This is a genomic window from Actinomadura parmotrematis, assembly GCF_019458805.1.
Lineage (GTDB): Bacteria > Actinomycetota > Actinomycetes > Streptosporangiales > Streptosporangiaceae > Spirillospora > Spirillospora parmotrematis.
The window spans coordinates 291,416-306,786 of record NZ_JAIBOA010000003.1; the positions used below are offsets into that span (position 1 = coordinate 291,416).

At 71.5% G+C, this 15,371-nt stretch carries 17 protein-coding genes, 1 tRNA gene and 1 pseudogene; 11 read left to right on the forward strand and 8 right to left on the reverse strand.

Going from position 1 to position 15,371, the window contains the following annotated elements:
* Window positions 1-7 precede the first annotated feature (7 nt).
* From K1Y72_RS06450 to K1Y72_RS06460, 3 genes are all read left to right on the forward strand, one after another.
* Window positions 8-214, forward strand: a complete 207-nt coding sequence (locus K1Y72_RS06450) for a hypothetical protein (protein ID WP_220164172.1) — start codon at window positions 8-10, stop codon at window positions 212-214.
* Between the two features lie 106 nt (window positions 215-320).
* Window positions 321-914 (forward strand): RNA polymerase sigma factor, encoded by a 594-nt coding sequence (locus K1Y72_RS06455; RefSeq protein ID WP_220164174.1) that lies wholly within the window; start codon window positions 321-323, stop codon window positions 912-914.
* A 2-nt stretch (window positions 915-916) separates the two neighbouring features.
* A complete protein-coding gene (locus K1Y72_RS06460) occupies window positions 917-1,960 on the forward strand; it encodes a CU044_5270 family protein (protein WP_220164176.1) in 1,044 nt (347 codons plus the stop codon).
* 112 nt (window positions 1,961-2,072) lie between these two features.
* On the opposite strand, the gene K1Y72_RS06465 is transcribed toward K1Y72_RS06460, so the two are convergent.
* The 3 genes from K1Y72_RS06465 to K1Y72_RS06475 form a co-directional block, all read right to left on the reverse strand.
* Complete coding sequence (locus K1Y72_RS06465) at window positions 2,073-3,614, reverse strand: 3-hydroxyacyl-CoA dehydrogenase (protein WP_308286931.1); 1,542 nt, start codon at window positions 3,612-3,614, stop codon at window positions 2,073-2,075.
* Window positions 3,615-3,831: 217 nt separating this feature from the next.
* Window positions 3,832-4,524 (reverse strand): hypothetical protein, encoded by a 693-nt coding sequence (locus tag K1Y72_RS06470; RefSeq protein ID WP_220164180.1) that lies wholly within the window; start codon window positions 4,522-4,524, stop codon window positions 3,832-3,834.
* 164 nt (window positions 4,525-4,688) lie between these two features.
* The gene (locus K1Y72_RS06475) at window positions 4,689-5,267 is read right to left on the reverse strand and encodes a TIGR03086 family metal-binding protein (RefSeq protein WP_220164183.1); all 579 of its coding nucleotides are present in this window, start codon (window positions 5,265-5,267) and stop codon (window positions 4,689-4,691) included.
* Window positions 5,268-5,537: 270 nt separating this feature from the next.
* Here K1Y72_RS06475 and K1Y72_RS06480 point away from each other — a divergent pair, with 270 nt between their 5' ends.
* Together K1Y72_RS06480 and K1Y72_RS06485 are read left to right on the forward strand one after the other, a co-directional pair.
* Complete coding sequence (locus K1Y72_RS06480; RefSeq protein ID WP_308286932.1) at window positions 5,538-7,682, forward strand: (Fe-S)-binding protein; 2,145 nt, start codon at window positions 5,538-5,540, stop codon at window positions 7,680-7,682.
* Between the two features lie 128 nt (window positions 7,683-7,810).
* On the forward strand, window positions 7,811-8,539 hold the full coding sequence (locus K1Y72_RS06485; protein ID WP_220164185.1) for a ZIP family metal transporter: 729 nt from the start codon (window positions 7,811-7,813) through the stop codon (window positions 8,537-8,539).
* 3 nt (window positions 8,540-8,542) lie between these two features.
* Here K1Y72_RS06485 and dcd read toward each other — a convergent pair whose 3' ends face one another.
* Window positions 8,543-9,118, reverse strand: coding sequence for a dCTP deaminase (gene dcd / locus K1Y72_RS06490; RefSeq protein WP_220164188.1), 576 nt, complete (start codon window positions 9,116-9,118; stop codon window positions 8,543-8,545).
* Between the two features lie 111 nt (window positions 9,119-9,229).
* Between dcd and K1Y72_RS06495 the strand changes: the two genes are divergently transcribed.
* Window positions 9,230-9,303 (forward strand) — tRNA-Gly (locus tag K1Y72_RS06495).
* Between the two features lie 363 nt (window positions 9,304-9,666).
* Here the strand turns inward: K1Y72_RS06495 and K1Y72_RS06500 are convergent.
* Both K1Y72_RS06500 and K1Y72_RS06505 read right to left on the reverse strand, forming a co-directional pair.
* Window positions 9,667-10,053: a hypothetical protein gene (locus tag K1Y72_RS06500; protein WP_220164190.1), complete on the reverse strand. Its 387-nt coding sequence runs from the start codon at window positions 10,051-10,053 to the stop codon at window positions 9,667-9,669.
* Window positions 10,046-10,279, reverse strand: coding sequence for a hypothetical protein (locus K1Y72_RS06505; RefSeq protein ID WP_220164191.1), 234 nt, complete (start codon window positions 10,277-10,279; stop codon window positions 10,046-10,048). The genes K1Y72_RS06500 and K1Y72_RS06505 overlap by 8 nt, the downstream gene beginning before the upstream one ends.
* Before the next feature lie 320 nt (window positions 10,280-10,599).
* Between K1Y72_RS06505 and K1Y72_RS06510 the strand changes: the two genes are divergently transcribed.
* Together K1Y72_RS06510 and K1Y72_RS37555 are read left to right on the forward strand one after the other, a co-directional pair.
* Entirely contained in the window at window positions 10,600-12,081 is a 1,482-nt protein-coding gene (locus tag K1Y72_RS06510) for a helix-turn-helix domain-containing protein (RefSeq protein ID WP_220164192.1), read from the forward strand.
* Window positions 12,082-12,143: 62 nt separating this feature from the next.
* Window positions 12,144-12,458: pseudogene (locus K1Y72_RS37555) on the forward strand (flavoprotein); the annotation flags it as partial.
* A 356-nt stretch (window positions 12,459-12,814) separates the two neighbouring features.
* Here the strand turns inward: K1Y72_RS37555 and K1Y72_RS35975 are convergent.
* A complete protein-coding gene (locus tag K1Y72_RS35975) occupies window positions 12,815-13,093 on the reverse strand; it encodes a hypothetical protein (RefSeq protein WP_258572091.1) in 279 nt (92 codons plus the stop codon).
* Window positions 13,094-13,266: 173 nt separating this feature from the next.
* Here K1Y72_RS35975 and K1Y72_RS06520 point away from each other — a divergent pair, with 173 nt between their 5' ends.
* Complete coding sequence (locus K1Y72_RS06520) at window positions 13,267-13,527, forward strand: hypothetical protein (RefSeq protein WP_220164195.1); 261 nt, start codon at window positions 13,267-13,269, stop codon at window positions 13,525-13,527.
* 134 nt (window positions 13,528-13,661) lie between these two features.
* Here the strand turns inward: K1Y72_RS06520 and K1Y72_RS06525 are convergent, their stop codons facing one another.
* Window positions 13,662-13,991, reverse strand: a complete 330-nt coding sequence (locus tag K1Y72_RS06525; RefSeq protein ID WP_220164196.1) for a hypothetical protein — start codon at window positions 13,989-13,991, stop codon at window positions 13,662-13,664.
* A gap of 257 nt (window positions 13,992-14,248) precedes the next feature.
* Here K1Y72_RS06525 and K1Y72_RS06530 point away from each other — a divergent pair, with 257 nt between their 5' ends.
* Both K1Y72_RS06530 and K1Y72_RS06535 read left to right on the forward strand, forming a co-directional pair.
* On the forward strand, window positions 14,249-14,827 hold the full coding sequence (locus K1Y72_RS06530) for a TetR/AcrR family transcriptional regulator (protein WP_220164197.1): 579 nt from the start codon (window positions 14,249-14,251) through the stop codon (window positions 14,825-14,827).
* 8 nt (window positions 14,828-14,835) lie between these two features.
* Complete coding sequence (locus tag K1Y72_RS06535) at window positions 14,836-15,354, forward strand: SDR family oxidoreductase (protein ID WP_308286933.1); 519 nt, start codon at window positions 14,836-14,838, stop codon at window positions 15,352-15,354.
* Window positions 15,355-15,371 lie beyond the last annotated feature (17 nt).

The following is a 15,371-nucleotide window of genomic DNA, read 5'->3' on the forward strand; positions in this document are numbered from 1 at the left end:
GGCGGCGATGGCCCAGCAGGGGAGCTACAGCGCGCGCGACGTCCTCGTCTTCGACCAGGGGACGGGCGCGCTGCTCTCCCGCCAGACCGAGCTGGTCGAGCCGGGCGGCCCCTGCAGCGCCCGCAGGCCCGGCTTCGTCATCGACTACGCCGCCACCCGCGCCGGCGGCTGGACCGGCGGCCGCCCGCAGCCCCCCGCGGGGGCGCCCTCCTGACCTCGCGGGCATGGGAGCGTGAAAGCGGTCGGTCCCACCGGCGGAGTACCGGTGAGACCGACCGCATGGAGGCAACCGTGCCCTACCCCCCGACCGGGGCGGCCGCGTGACGGCCGTACCCGACACCGATCCGCGCGCCGGTACCGATACCGGCGCGGACGCGGACGGCGCCGCGCTCGCCGCGTCGCTGCGCGACCCCGAACGCTTCACCGAGATCTACGACCGGCACTTCGCCGCCGTCCACCGCTACGTCGCCGGGCGCCTCGGCCCCGACGCCGCCGAGGACGTCGTCGCCGAGACGTTCCTGGCCGCCTTCCGCCGCCGCGCGTCCTTCGACGCCGCGCGCGGCGCCGTCCGGCCCTGGCTGTTCGGCATCGCGACCAACCTCGTCGCCGGGCACCGCCGCACCGAGACCCGCCGCTACCGGGCGCTCGCCCGGGTCGGCGCCGAGCCGCCCGCCCCCGGCCACGAGGACGGCGTCCTGGCGCGCGTCGCCGCCGCGGACGCGCGGCCCGGCCTGTCCCGCGCCCTCGCCGCGCTGAAGCAGCGCGACCGCGACGTCGTGCTGCTCGTCGCGCTCGGGCGCCTCTCCCACGCCGAGATCGCCGCCGCCCTCGGCGTCCCCGCCGGGACCGTCGCGTCCCGCCTCAACCGCGCGCGCCGCGAGCTGCGCGCCGCCCTCACCCCCCAAGGACGATGACCATGGACGAACTGCAGATGATCGCCACCCTGCTGGACGAGGAGCCGGCCCCGCGCACCGCCGCCGCGGGCCGCGCCCGGCTCGTCCACGAGATCGCCGAGCCGGCCCGGCCGCGCCGCCGGGTGCCGCGCCCCGCCTGGGCCGGGCTCGGCCTCGCGGCCACCGCCGCCGCCGTCACCGGCGCGGTCGCGCTGTCGTCGGGCACCACCGCGCCCCGCGCCCCGGACCCGGCGGCGGCGCAGCCGGTGTCGGCGCGCAGCGTCCTGCTCGCCGCCGCCGGGACGGCCGAGGCGGCCCCGGCGGACGGCCGCTACTGGCACGTACGGGCGGTCCGCCACCTGCGCGTGCAGGTCGGCCCGAAGAGCAACCGGTACTGGCTGGTGAAGCGGCAGGTCGAGGAGACGTGGACGGACCGCACCGGCCGCTCCTGGTCGGGCGTCCGCGCGGTCGGCGCCGCCCCCGCCTCGGCCGCCGACACCCTCGCCTGGAAGCGCGACGGCGCGCCGCGCGTCTGGAAGCTCGGCCGCGCCGACACCGCCCGCCAGGAGATGCTGACGCTGTCCGCCGGGCCCGCGCCGGGCGCCCTCGTCCGCTCCGCCGGCACCTCCTTCGCTCTCTGCGAGCGGCGGATGACGGTCGCGCAGGCGCTCGCGCTGCCCGCCGACGCCGCCGCGCTCCGCGCTCGCCTCGGCCTCGCCGCCAAGGGCGGCTGGACGAAGGGCTGCCTCGCCGGCCTGCTGACGAGCGCGCCCGTCACGCCGAAGGTCCGCGGCGTCGCCTACCGGGCGCTCGCCGCGACGCCCGGCGTGAAGCTCACCGGTCCCGCCGCCGACGCCTACGGCCGCAAGGGCCTCGGCCTCGTCCTCGCGCCGGCGGGGACCGACCCGGTGTTCCGCCTGCTCATCGACCCGAGGACCGCCCTCGTGCTGGCCGAGCGCGTCGAGCAGACCGGCCCGCGCGCCGCGCTGCCGGGCAAGTCCCAGGTGATCGACTACCTCCAGGCCGGGTGGACCGACGCCGCCCCGCGCGTCCCCGCCCTGCCCTGACCACCCGGTCACCTCTCGTTGAGATGCGGCGTGTTGCGCACTCCGAAGATCGAAAGTGCGCAACACGCCGCATCTCGACCGGCGGTGACCACCCGGTCGCGGGCGGCGGCGGTCAGTCCAGCAGGCTCGCCGGCGACGTGCCGGGCCCGGTCAGCGGCAGGCCGAGCCCGGCGCGCTCGGCGAGCCAGCGCGACGGCCGGTAGCGCGGGTCGCCGGTCGCCTCCGCGAGGCCGCGCAGCACCTCCAGCACGGTCCCGGCGCCCGCGTGGTCGCCCCACTCCAGGGGGCCGCGCGGGTAGCCGAGGCCGAGCCGGACGCCGGTGTCGATGTCGGCGGGCGAGGCGAGGCGCTGCTCGGCGATGCCGCAGCCGACGTTGACGATCGAGGCGAGCAGCCGCTGCGCCACCGGCGCCGGCGCGTCCCGCACGACGGTGACCGCCCGGCCCGTCCCCGCGAGCGCCGCCCACGCGGCGCGGCCAGCCGCCGGATCCACGCCCGGGTGGACGGCGAGGACGACGCGGGCGAAGAACCCGCCGAGCGGGTCCACGCCGAGCGTCCGCTCGACCGGCAGGCCCGCGTCGCGCGCCGCGTCCAGCGCCGACCGCCCCCACGGAGCGACGAGCGCGACGGCGCCCGCCGACGGCGCGTCGCCCTGCTCGACGGTGACGCCGCTCGTGCCGAGCAGCGCGCCGAGCGTCTCGCGGACGTCCTCGGCCAGCCAGACCGGCCGCGCTTCGGCCTTCGGCGCCTCCCGCTCGGCCGGCTCGTCCTTCGTCCCGTCGCGGTAGACGTAGAAGCCCTCGCCCGTCTTGCGGCCGAGCAGGCCCGCCTCCGCGCGGGCGCGCAGGAGCGCGGACGGGCGGAGGCGCGGCTCCCCGTAGAAACCGGCCCAGATGCTCTCCAGCACCGGATGCGACACGTCCAGGCCGGTGAGGTCGAGCAGCTCGAACGGTCCCATCTTCAGGCCGAGGACGTCGCGCGCGATCCGGTCCACGTCGGCGGGCTCGGCGACCCCCTCCGACAGGACCTGCAGCGCCTCGGTGACGAGCCCGCGCCCGGCGTGGTTGACCAGGAACCCCGGGGTGTCGGGCGCGCGGACCGGCTCGTGCCCGAGGCGCCGCACCAGGTCGGCGAGGTCGTCGACCAGCCCCGGCGCCGTCCGCGCGCCCGGCACCACCTCCACCAGCCGCATCAGCGGCACCGGGTTGAAGAAGTGCAGCCCGACCAGCCGCGACGGGTCGTCCAGCGCGGCGCCGATCGCGGTGACCGACAGCGAGCTCGTGTTGGTGGCGAGGACGGTCGTCGCCGGTGCCGCCTTCTCCAGCGCCGCGAACAGGTCGCGCTTGGCGCCGAGGTCCTCGCGGACCGCCTCGATCACCAGGTCGCAGTCCTGGAGCGGGGTGAGCGGGTCGCCGACGGGGATCAGCCGGTCCATCGCCGCCTCGGCGTCCGCCGCGCTCATCCGGCCCTTGGCGACCTGCCGCGCGAACACCTCGCCGAGCCGCTGGACGGCCGCCACGATCGCGTCCATCCGCACGTCGGCGAGCTCCACGGTGAGCCCGCCCGACGCGGCGAGCTGCGCGATCCCGCGCCCCATCACCCCGGTCCCGACCACCCGGACCCTGGACACCCGCTCAGCCCACCGCGCCATCATCGCCTCCGCAACCCCGGGAACCTTCCGGCCACCGGATATACCCCGCCCAGCCGCCGGAACCCCGCGCGACGACAGCACCCCGCGCGCGAGTGCGCTACCTGACCGGCGGAGGCGATGCCGCAGGCGAGCCTCCGCCGGTCAGATCGCGAAGCGAGGTCGCACTCGCCAGAGGCGCGGTCGAAGTGCGAGCCGCCAGGCGAGTACTTCGGGCCGGGACTCAGTAAGTACTGCTGTGCAGGGTCCAGTCGGCCTGGAAGTGGTTGCTGGTGGCGTTGGCGGGGACGCCGATCAGGGTGTCGACGGCGAGGTCCTGGCCGTTGCAGTTCTTCGCGGCGGGCAGCGCGTACACGCTGTCGTAGGCCTTCAGCTTCCAGGCCAGGCCGTCGGCGTCCACCCACGGCAGCACCCACTGCAGATCCGTCTTGATCTTCGCGGGGCCGATGGTGCAGGACGCGCCGAGGCCCGTCCCGAGGATGCGGGCGGTGAGGCCGAGCTCGTGCGGCACGAGGGCGCCCGGCGCGACCGTCCCGGTCGGGCTGATCTCCACCTTCCAGCCGAGCGGGTGCGGGATCTCGGCGGGGGTGCCGGCGATGCCGGTCACGAACGGGATCGGGTCGGCGCGGAGCGCGCCCACCTTCGCCACGGCCTGCCCGCCCACCTTGCCCTGAGCGACCGTCAGCTTCACCGGCGCGGTCGTGTGCGCGCTCATCTTGTTGAACCGCAGCAGGGTGTCGGACGAGGTGAGCGCGTAGCACGTCCAGGTGCCGGCGTCGGCGCCCGCGGGCAGCGCCGGGCAGTCGGCGAACAGGGCGCCGGCCGGCGCGGCGGCCGGCGCGGCCTGCGCGGGCGCGGCGGTGACGGCGGAGACGGCGGCGGCCAGCAGGCCGAGCGCGGCGAGGTGTCGCTTCATGGTCCACTCTCAGGTCAGCAGGGGCGGGGACCGGACAGAGCCGGGCACCCCCGCCACCGCACGTCCGGAAGGGTGAGAGTAGTCACTTTCCGCCTGGTTTTACAGAGCACCCCGCGCGCTCCCGGGACCGGAGCGGCCCGGGAGCGCGCGTGCGGCGGGGCGCGTCAGGCGGGGCTCCAGCCGGGGTCGCGGCCGTTCAGCCCGACGAGCTCGTCGAGCGCGGAGGCGTCCGCCGGCACCTTCACCACCGGGCCGAACGGGGTGCCCGCCGGCCGGTCGTCGCCGGAAAAGGCGCGCATGTGCTCCAGGCAGGCGGCGACGTCGTCCGCGCCGGGCTCGTAGGGCAGGCCGGCGGCGCGGGCGACGTCCCAGCCATGCACGACCAGCTCGTTGAGGGTGACCATGGCGGCGACGCCCGCGGGCAGCTCCAGGCCGCCCGCCGTCGTCATGCCCGTCCGGGACGCCGGGTCGCGCCAGGCCGCGGCGAGGCCGTCCAGCCGGTCGGCGAAGTCGGCGCGCCAGCCGTCCGGCAGCCGGGACGCGTCGCCGGGCGGCGGGGACTGCGCGGGCTCCTTGCGGGCGGTGACGGCGAGGCCGACGCTGAGGCCGCCGATGTGGTCGACGAGGTCGCCGAGGGTGTAGTCGGGGCAGGGGGTCGGGCCGGGCAGCGCCGCGTCGGGCACGGCGGCGAGGAGGGCGGCCACCCGGCGCGCGGCCGGGCCGAAGTCGTGGGTCTCGGTCATGCCGGTACCGACTCGCGCGGGCGCCGGAACCGAGCGGTCCCGGGGCGTCCGTCAAGGTTCGGTCCGGCCTTGAAGATCATTCGGTGGGCGGGGTTTGCCCCTGCCGAAGCCACGCATATATAAAGCGCTCACGTGATCGCGTTCCGTGTCCGGCGGGCGGGTCGACCACACGTAAGCTACCGCCGAGTAGTATTCGGGGCCGGATGATGGACCGGACTGTCGCGCGCCCTACGCTGACAGCCCACGCCCGTACCTCAGGAGGACGGAACAGTGCTCTACTGGATCACGTTGCTCGTCGGGCTTGCCGGGACGGCGGTCGCGCTCGCGCTCGCCGGCAAGCGCGTGTTGTTCCTATGGAACCTCTTCAAGAGCGGCCAGCCCGACCCCGACCGCGTGCTCCAGGTCAAGCGCGACCCCAAGGGCGACGTCGAGGGCCAGGTCACCGAGGTCCTCGGCCAGCGCAAGCTGCTGAAGTGGACCGTGGCCGGCGCCGCGCACGCCGCCGTCATGTGGGCCTTCTTCCTGCTCGCCACCGTCTACCTCGAAGCCGGCGTCGCGCTGCTGTTCGGGCTGGACAAGCACATCCCGTGGCTGCAGACGTGGGGGCCGATCGGCTTCGTCCAGGACACCATCGCGCTCGCGTGCGCGCTCGGCCTCCTGGTCTTCGCCATCATCCGGATCAAGAACTCGCCGAAGAGGCTCGACCGCAAGTCCCGGTTCAAGGGCTCGCACACCGGCGGCGCGTGGGTCATCCTCTTCATGATCTTCAACGTCGTCTGGACGATGTTCTTCTTCCGCGGCGTCGAGTGGGCCAACGGCAACCTCGCCTACGGCAAGGCCGCCTACTTCTCCTGGCTCGTCGGGCACGCGTTCAAGGGCCTGTCGCACGACACCCTGGACGTCCTGGAGGCCGTCGGCCTGCTGCTGCACATCGGCGTGGCGCTCGTCTTCCTCGTCATCGTGGTGAACTCCAAGCACCTGCACATCTTCATCGCCCCGCTGAACGTCATGTTCAAGCGCCGCCCGGACGGCCTCGGCGCCGCCCAGCCGATGATGAGCAAGGGCAAGCCCCTCGACTTCGAGGAGGCCGACCCCGACGAGGACACCTTCGGCCGCGGCAAGATCGAGGACTTCACCTGGAAGGGCTACCTCGACATGGCGACCTGCACCGAGTGCGGTCGCTGCCAGTCCCAGTGCCCGGCCTGGAACACCGGCAAGCCGCTGTCGCCGAAGATGGTCATCCTGGAGCTGCGCGACCACGCGTTCGCCAAGGCCCCCTACCTGCTCGCCTCCGAAGAGGAGCGGGAGAAGTTCACCGACGAGCAGAAGACCGCCATGCAGGTGGACAGGGAGCTCGTCGCCGAGGACGGCGTCATCCACCCCGACGTCCTCTGGTCCTGCACCAACTGCGGCGCCTGCGTCGAGCAGTGCCCCGTCGACATCGAGCACATCGACCACATCCTGGACATGCGCCGCTTCCAGGTCATGATCGAGTCCTCGTTCCCGTCCGAGGCCGGCGTCATGCTGAAGAACCTCGAGAACAAGGGCAACCCGTGGGGCATGTCCGAGATGAAGCGCCTCGAATGGATCGAGGAGCTGGACTTCGAGGTCGAGGTCGTCGACGAGAAGCTGCCCGCGGACACCGAGTACCTGTTCTGGGTCGGCTGCGCCGGCGCCCTGGAGGACCGCGCCAAGAAGACCACCAAGGCCGTCGCCGAGCTGCTGCACATCGCGGGCGTCAAGTTCGCCGTGCTCGGCCCGATGGAGGCCTGCACCGGTGACCCGGCGCGCCGCCTCGGCATGGAGTTCGTCTTCCAGATGCTCGGCCAGCAGAACGTCGAGACGCTGAACGAGGCCGGCGCCAAGAAGATCGTGGCGACCTGCCCGCACTGCTTCAACACGCTCGCGAACGAGTACCCGCAGATCGGCGGCGAGTACGAGGTCGTGCACCACACCCAGCTCCTCGCGCACCTGGTCGAGGAGGGCAAGCTCACGCCGGTCAACGCGATCGACGAGAACATCACCTACCACGACCCCTGCTTCCTCGGCCGCCACAACAAGGTCTACAAGCAGCCGCGCGACATCATGGCGACCGTCCCCGGCGTCAAGACCCAGGAGATGCACCGGCACAAGGAGCGCGGCTTCTGCTGCGGCGCCGGCGGCGCGCGCATGTGGATGGAGGAGCGCATCGGCAAGCGCATCAACACCGAGCGCGTGGACGAGGCGCTGGAGACCGACCCCGACACCGTCTCGACCGCGTGCCCGTTCTGCCTGGTGATGCTGGGCGACGCCATCAACGAGAAGAAGAACCAGGGCGAGGCCAAGGAGTCGCTGGAGGTCGTGGACGTCTCCCAGCTGCTGCTCCGCTCCGTCAAGGAGGGCGCCGCCCCGGCGGAGCCCGTCGCCGCCGAGTAGGGCCGGCGTAGGCGCGACACCGGGCCCGGCCCCGTCCCCCTTCCCGGGGGGGCGGGGCCGGGTCACGTTACGGTCCCGCTCGGGGGAGTCCCTGGAACCGTCCCTTTCCCCGCTGGTAGGACCGGGGGATGGCGGTGCTCCTCTCCCTCGCGGCCCTGGTCATGACGCTCGCGGGCGGGCTGCTCGCCCTCCGCGTCCGCGACCACCGGCACCTGGTGCTCGGCCTCGCGGGGGGCCTCATCCTCGGCGTGGTCGCCTTCGACCTGATCCCCGAAGCGCTGCGGATCACCGGGGCGCGGCTGCTGCACGTCCCCGTCCCCATGATCGGCTTCGCGGCGGGCTTCGCGCTGCTGCACGTCGTCGAGCAGGCCGCCGCGATCCACCGGGCGCACGAGCGCGAGTACGCGCCCCACACCCACGCCCACGGCCGCTCCGGCCCGCTCGCCGCGGCCGCCCTCGTCGGCCACAGCCTCGTCGACGGCCTCAGCATCGGCCTCGGCTTCCAGGCGGGCGCCTCGTCCGGCCTCGTCGTCGCCCTCGCGGTGATCGTCCACGACCTCGCCGACGGCTTCAACACCGTCACCGTCGCCTCGCTGCACCGCACCGACCGGCGCCCCGCGATCCTCCTGCTGCTCGCCGACGCCCTGGCCCCCGTCGCGGGCACCCTGATCGCCCTGTCGGTCCCCGTGCCGCACGCCCTGCTCGGCCCCTACCTGGGCTTCTTCGCGGGCGTCCTGCTCTACCTGGCGGCCGCGGAGATCCTCCCCGAGGCGCACAGCGGCCACCCGCGCGTCCTCACCCTCTGCACCACGGGCCTCGGCGTGCTCCTCGTCCTCGGCGTCGTGGGAGCCGCCTGACGCCTAGAGCTTGGTGATGTGGAAGTTCAGGTAGGACCGCGACGGCGTCGGCCCCCGCTGGTTCTGGTACCGCGACCCGTACTTCGCCGACCCGTACGGGTAGTCGGCGGGCGAGCTCGTCCGGAACAGGCACATCTGCCCGATCTTCATGCCCGGCCACAGCTTGATCGGCAGCGTCGCCACGTTCGACAGCTCCAGCGTCACGTGCCCCTGGAACCCGGGGTCGATCCACCCGGCCGTCGAGTGCGTCAGCAGCCCGAGCCGCCCGAGCGAGCTCTTGCCCTCCAGCCGCGCCGCGAGGTCGTCGGGCAGCGAGAACGCCTCGTAGGTGGAGGCCAGCACGAACTCCCCGGGATGCAGCACGAACGCCTCGTCCGGCTCCACCTCGACGAGCCGCGTGAGGTCGCTCTGCTCTTCGGCGGGGTCGATGTGCGGATACTTGTGGTTCTCGAACACCCGGAAGTACCGGTCGAGCCGGCAGTCCACACTGGACGGCTGGACCATCTCGGCCTCGAACGGGTCGATCTTCACCCGCCCGGACTCGACTTCGGCCCTGATATCGCGATCGGAGAGCAGCACGTCAGAAAGGTACCGGCTCCGCGCCCCCGCCGCCGCCACGTCCCGCCGGTGCCCACCCGCCCCCGACTTTCCGGTACGATGACCGCACGGCGGCACCCCGGTACCGCCGGCGCGGATGTAGTTCAATGGCAGAACTTCAGCTTCCCAAGCTGATAGCGCGGGTTCGATTCCCGTCATCCGCTCCACTCCCGAAGGCCCAGGTCACAGCGGCATCCCCGCAGACCTGGGCCTTCGTCGTTCCGCCGCTCCGACCGCGCCGTGCGATCAGCGTGCGATCAAGCCACCGGGACGAGGGTCCCCGCCGCCCCGGCCGCCCCGGCCGCCCCGGCCGCACGACCCTCGCGCGCCTGTCCCTTCCCCGTCCCGCCCCTGACCCCCTGGTCACCCTCGGTTGAGATGCGGCGTGTTGGCCTCTTTCGATCTTCAAAGTGCCCAACACGCCGCAAGTCAACGAACGACGACCAGGCGGTCATCACGACAGCGGGACGGTCGGCCGCCCGCCCGGACCGTCATCTCCGGTAATTTCTGATCAGTGGGCCGACGGCTCGCTAGTCCTTGGACGGCGGACCGTCGCGTGCCCGCGCCGGCAGCGTGCCGCGTTCGAGGTCGAGCAGGTCACCGCGGGCATGCCCCAGCAGCAGCCGCGCCCCCTCGAACGTCTGCGCCCCCACGTTCAGGTTGACCAGCGCCCCATCCAGCACCAGCACCTCCAACGGCGAGCGTTCCGCGGCCGCCGCTCGGCCACCAACAGCCGTTCCAGCTTCGCCAATACCGGCTGCATGGCGTCCAGGGCATCGCACAGGTACTCCAGCGCCTATCCCCGCCTCGACCACCGGCAGGCGCGCCTGCCGGTCGACGGCGAGCGCCAGCTTCTCGGCCTGACCGCCGAAGGCGTCCAACCGCGCCTCCAACGGCCCCCGCTCGATTTCACCCACCGGCCCGCGCCCTGCATCCGTTCGGCCAGGGCCACCGGTCGGCCTGCACCACCGCATCCCGCAACTCCCGCGAGCTGACCGCCTCCACCAATCGCAACCCACCCCGCGCCCGCACCAACGCCCACCATGTTCCCGTGGCGTGCCCGTGCCAGGCCGACACCACCTGGCCGCAGAACTCCCGCTCCAGCCCCACCACCCGCAAACGCTCGACCAGACCGAGCGCCACCGGCGCCTACTCCTCAGCCGCACCCACGGCAACGCTGATCCTGTCGGCCGTCACGCCGCCCGCCCTTCGTTCAGAGGACGACCCCCAAAACCCGGCGCCCGTGCGGCCTTCACGTCCTGCCTGGACATGTCATGGCGCGGGCCGAAGGAACTCCGTCCGCCGGCCACATCGTTCGTGTGTCTCGCCCTGCTGGTCGCTCCCCGCTTCATGGCGACCACCCTCGGAAATCTGCGGTGCTCGTCCCATTCCCGGGCGGTATCACCAGGTGGGATATACGCTCGGTCAGGACGGCACACGCGTCAGGCGTGCGAGGAGAGCCGATGCCGGGACGGGCGTCAGATCCGATCGTCGTCCCGGAGTCCCTGTGGCAGCGGCCGCAGATGATCCAGGCTCTGCGCGACCGCGACATCCGAACCGTCTTCCTCCTGCTGCGCCAGTACGCCGGCGCGAGCCAGACCCAGATCGCGATCGCCTGCGCGATGACGCAGGGCAGGGTCAGCCGGACCATGAAGCAGGGCGGCCGTCAGATCTGCAGCCTGGAGGTCTTCGAGCGCATCGCCGACGGCTTGCGGATGCCCGACCCCGCCCGCATGACGCTCGGCCTGGCCCCAACGGACTTCATCCCCACCCAGCCGCCGACCTCAGCCACGATGGTCATCACCTCGCGGGATGAGCCGGGGGGTTTGGCACCAGCCACCCCACCGGGTTCCCTGGACACAGATCCGGTCCTGCCCGGAGAAGGGGACACGGTGCGCAGAAGGACGTTCGGCAAGCTCGCCGGTGCCAGCGCGCTCAGCGCGATCCTCGCCGATCCACCCACCGGCGGTACGCCACTGCAAGGAGTCGAGGCCTTCGCCGCGGCCCTGACCGACCAGCCCGGCACCGGCAGCGACCCGGGTCCGGCAGTTCTCAGCCTGTCCCGTTTGTCCAAAGCCGTCGCCGCCGCCAAGCGCAACTACCAGGACTGCCGCTACTCCACCGTCATCGACGGGCTACCGACTTTGCTCACCGACCTGCGCACCGCATCCGGCACCCACGAAGGCGACGACCGTCTACGCGTCGAAGCGCTCTCGGCCGAGGCTCACCACGTCGCCGCGAGCATCCTGCTCAAGCTCGACCACGAGGGCTTGGCGTGGATCGCCGCCGACCGCAGCATGCAGGCCGCCCGCAACAGCCAAGACCTCATCACCATCGGCTCCAATGCCCGCATCCTCACCCACGCCCTGATGAACGACGGCCATTACGGCGCCGCCACCAACACAGCAGGCACCTATGCCCAGCACATCGACCACCAGGCCGACGAGTACACCCCCGACTTCCTCTCGGTCTACGGCGCGCTCCTCCTGCGCGGAGCAGTCGCCGCCGGCCACCGCAGCGACCGCCACGCCTCAGCAACTTTGCTGGACGAAGCCCAGGAAGCCGCCCGACGACTCGGCGGAGACTTCAACCTGCGCTGGACCGCCTTCGGCCCCACCAACGTCCAGCTCCACCGCGTCAACATCGCGCTCCAGCTCGGCGACGCCGGTTCCGCCATCGACCAAGCCCGCACCACCGACCTGGACCGCATCCCGCTCACCGAGCGCAAGGCAACGCTCCTCATGGACACCTCACGCGCCCTCGCCCAGTGGGGCAAGCACGACAAGGCTTACGAGGTCTTGCGCGCCACCCATCACCTCGCTCCCGAAGAAGTGACATCACGCCCGTCCGCTCACCGAATGCTGGCCAGCCTCATGACCGCTTCTCCGCCAAGCACTCAAATACGGATCCGGGAGTTCACGGCGGAGATCGGGATGAGTTCGTGAGCGAGGAAGAAAATCGAAGAATCCTCTATCTCATCGTCTGTGCCGCGGGTCCGGCGGTCGACGTGGGAAAGCTGGTCGACCTTGCCCGGGAGGGGGGTTGGACGGTGCAGGTCATCGCCACCCCATCCGCCCTGGACTTCATTGATGTGGCCGCCCTCGAAGTCCAGACCGGTCGCCCTGTCCGCAGCCGGTACCGCAAGCCCGGCGAACCGCATTCTCCCAGGGCCGACGCCATCATCGTCGCCCCGGCGACCTTCAACACCATCAACAAATGGGCGGCGGGGGTGAGCGACACCTACGCTCTGGGCGTCCTCGCGGAAGCCCTCGGGCTGAGCATCCCTGTCGTCGTGCTGCCGTTCGTCAACACGGCCTTGGCGAGCCGTGCTCCCTACCGAAAGAGCATCGAAATCCTGTTGGCCGAGGGGGCGTTGATTCTTCAGGAGGAGTCGGGTAACGCACCCCACCCGCCAGGTAGCGGCAGTGCCGCATCCTTCCCTGGAAGCGGGCTTTTCTATCGCTCAAGGAGTTCTAGCAATGCGCAGGGCTCTCTCGGTGGTCAGCGAAGGGGTCGACCACTCCCTAGTGTGAAGGCCTGCCTCGCAACTCACGTGTCTCGAACGCCGGATCGGCCCTCTCCCCGAGGAATGGGAACGTTGCCTCGCTCTACATCCGCTCTAGCGTCTTGCTGCTGGATCAGAGGCCGGCTCGTTCACCGGCGGGGAGCGCTGCCGCTTCAGTCGTCCTCGGTCTCGGTGAGTCCCATGGCGGAGGCGAACGACTGGATGAACTCGCGCTCCTGCTCGTTCGTTTCGGTCGCCGCGAGTTCTTCGAGGGCGGCGATCAGACGCTGTTTGTCGGTCTCGGTGAGCCGGCCGAGCAGATGGGCCGCGTTCTCCATCTGCTCGAGCGCCGTGTCGTCCTCCAGGACCTCGTCATCACAGGTCTCGAAGAACCAGGTGTATCCGACCACGACCTTGAGAAGCTGCGTCAGCAGCTCGGGGGATTCGTCCATCGCAGCATCTTGCCGGACGTGACGCCTTTTGGGCTGAGCAAAGCCGGATCCGTAGTGCGTTGAACCGGCGTGCGCCATCAGGGGTCCAGCACGCCATCGCCCGTCGCGGGGCGACGACGACGGGCGCGCCACCGTCTTATCGTGAGTGCATGTCTGCTACTCCAGAGGAACGTATGGCGCACTGGAAGCGCTGTATCGGCGAGCGTCCCAAGTGGCCTTTTCACACGCCCACGCGCTGTACCGATCCGGGCAGCATCGAGGCTCTGCACGATCACCTGATGGAGGTGCACGGTGTTCCGCCGTACTACCTCACCGGGTGGTACCCCGAGATCAACACCTGGGAGCAGCTCGTGCGCCGTCATGAGGCCGAGCACGGACATGCCGGGCAGGCGGCTCACTCGCACGCCGAGGTCCCGGACATCAGCATGTCCTGATGCGGTTGGCGATGCGGGCCGGGCCGGGCTTGAGGGTCCGGCCCGGCGCGCATGGCCGTCGCGGCGCGATGGAAAAGACCCAGCGTGATCCGGGCCTGCGGCGTTCATGGGGCTTTCTCGCGCGCCTGTGCCTGCTATGCGTTGTGAGAGGCGATCCACCGGCTCAGATCGACCCAGTAGTCATGCTGTTTGTAGTCGGGCGGGGTTTCCCGGACGGCGTCCCTGGAGTACCGCTCGGCGAGCGCCTTCGCGTACTCGATGGCCGCGATGCGGTTGACCAGGTCGTCCGAGTACCGGCCTTGCGGCGAGAGCGGCAGCGGGCCCGTCTTTTCGAGAACATCGTCGGTGAACGTGGTGGCGTCGGCGCTCCGGTGTTCTCGGGCTCGGCTCAGCCAGGCCATGATCTCCTTGTTGACGGCCTCGCGCTCTTCCTGCGCCCGCTGCTTCTTCTTGCTGGTGAACATCTCCACTCCGCGGTCTCTCGTGGATTTCGTGATCGGCTCGGGTTCTCGTTGATCTCATTTCCTGGGGGCGAAGGTGCCGAGAGGGACGGGTTGACCGCCTCAAAGTAGCTTTTCATTCCGGGCATGTCTGTCGATCCACTGTTATTTGTATGCATGAATATTGGGATTAAATACTCTTATGCCACATTTTGGTGTGGTCCCGTGGTGGCCAGGGCGTGTTCTTGACCTACAGGTACAGAACCGGGTGGGTTGGGGGCATGGCGAGGCCCAAGGAGTTCGATCCGGAGGTGGCGGTCGAGCAGGCGATGGAGGTGTTCTGGCGCAAGGGTTACGGCGCCACGACGCCCCAAGACCTGGTGGACGCGCTCGGAATCGGCAAGGGGAGCCTCTACAACGCGTTCGGGAGCAAGCACGGGTTGTTCGAGCGGGCGCTGCGTCGCTATCGCGATACGCAGACCGCGGCGTTGGTGGAGATGCTTGAACAGCCCGGCCCGGTCAAGGAGCGCCTCGGCCGGGTGTTGAGGTTGCTCGCCGAGATGGATCTGGCCGATCCGGACCGGCGCGGTTGCATGGCGGTGAACACGGCGGCCGAGCTCGCGAGGGCCGATCCCGAGGCGACCGAGCATGTTCGGCGCATGCTCGATCGCACTGAAGGGGCCTTCCGGGAGCTGATCCGGGAAGGGCAGCGGTCGGGGGAGATCGACGCGGGGCGCAACGCCGCGGCCCTCGGGAGCCTGCTCATGAACACCGTGGTGGGGACGCGGATCGTGGCGCGGGTCGCGGAGGGGCCGGAGCGGCTCGACCGGGTGATCAGCGCGGCGATCGACTGCCTCTGAGTCGGGATGTGGTTCTCCTGGGCAAGACGGCGGTCGTTACCGGCGCTAGTCGCGGGATCGGGCTGGCCACCGTGCGGACGCTGGTCGGTGAGGGTGTGCGGGTCGCCGGGGCGGCCCGGACCGTCACGGCCGAGCTGAAGGAGACCGGGGCGCTCGCGTTCGCGGCGGACCTCAGCACCGCTGAGGGTGTCGCCGGCTTCGTGGACGCCGCGCGGACGGAGCTCGGCAGCGTCGACTTCCTGGTGAACAACGTCGGGGCCGGGGACGACGTGCGGCTCGGCGGTGGCGGCGCTGACGGCGCTCGGGAAGTCGCTGGCCGAGGAGTTCGGGCCGCAGGGGGTGCGGCCGCGGGCGCCGAGCACGCGGCGTTCCTGGAGCGGATCCCGGCGGCCTTCGGCATCACGACGGGGCGGATCACCGAGCCCGAGGAGGTCGCGGCGCTGATCGTGTTCCTGCTGTCGGACGTGGCCGGCAACATCAGCGGCGCCGACCACCTGATCGACGGCGGGACGGTCAAGACCGTGTGAACCGGCGGGCGGGGGAC

What these genes read in the sequence shown, in the direction of transcription:
- K1Y72_RS06450 (WP_220164172.1), top strand. Translation starts at nt 8, where the DNA reads ATGGCCCAGCAGGGGAGCTACAGCGCGCGCGACGTCCTCGTCTTCGAC.
- K1Y72_RS06460 (WP_220164176.1), top strand. Translation starts at nt 917, where the DNA reads ATGGACGAACTGCAGATGATCGCCACCCTGCTGGACGAGGAGCCGGCC.
- K1Y72_RS06465 (WP_308286931.1), bottom strand. Translation starts at nt 3,614, where the DNA reads ATGATGGCGCGGTGGGCTGAGCGGGTGTCCAGGGTCCGGGTGGTCGGG.
- K1Y72_RS06470 (WP_220164180.1), bottom strand. Translation starts at nt 4,524, where the DNA reads ATGAAGCGACACCTCGCCGCGCTCGGCCTGCTGGCCGCCGCCGTCTCC.
- K1Y72_RS06475 (WP_220164183.1), bottom strand. Translation starts at nt 5,267, where the DNA reads ATGACCGAGACCCACGACTTCGGCCCGGCCGCGCGCCGGGTGGCCGCC.
- K1Y72_RS06485 (WP_220164185.1), top strand. Translation starts at nt 7,811, where the DNA reads ATGGCGGTGCTCCTCTCCCTCGCGGCCCTGGTCATGACGCTCGCGGGC.
- K1Y72_RS06510 (WP_220164192.1), top strand. Translation starts at nt 10,600, where the DNA reads ATGCCGGGACGGGCGTCAGATCCGATCGTCGTCCCGGAGTCCCTGTGG.
- K1Y72_RS35975 (WP_258572091.1), bottom strand. Translation starts at nt 13,093, where the DNA reads ATGGACGAATCCCCCGAGCTGCTGACGCAGCTTCTCAAGGTCGTGGTC.
- K1Y72_RS06520 (WP_220164195.1), top strand. Translation starts at nt 13,267, where the DNA reads ATGGCGCACTGGAAGCGCTGTATCGGCGAGCGTCCCAAGTGGCCTTTT.
- K1Y72_RS06525 (WP_220164196.1), bottom strand. Translation starts at nt 13,991, where the DNA reads ATGTTCACCAGCAAGAAGAAGCAGCGGGCGCAGGAAGAGCGCGAGGCC.
- K1Y72_RS06530 (WP_220164197.1), top strand. Translation starts at nt 14,249, where the DNA reads ATGGCGAGGCCCAAGGAGTTCGATCCGGAGGTGGCGGTCGAGCAGGCG.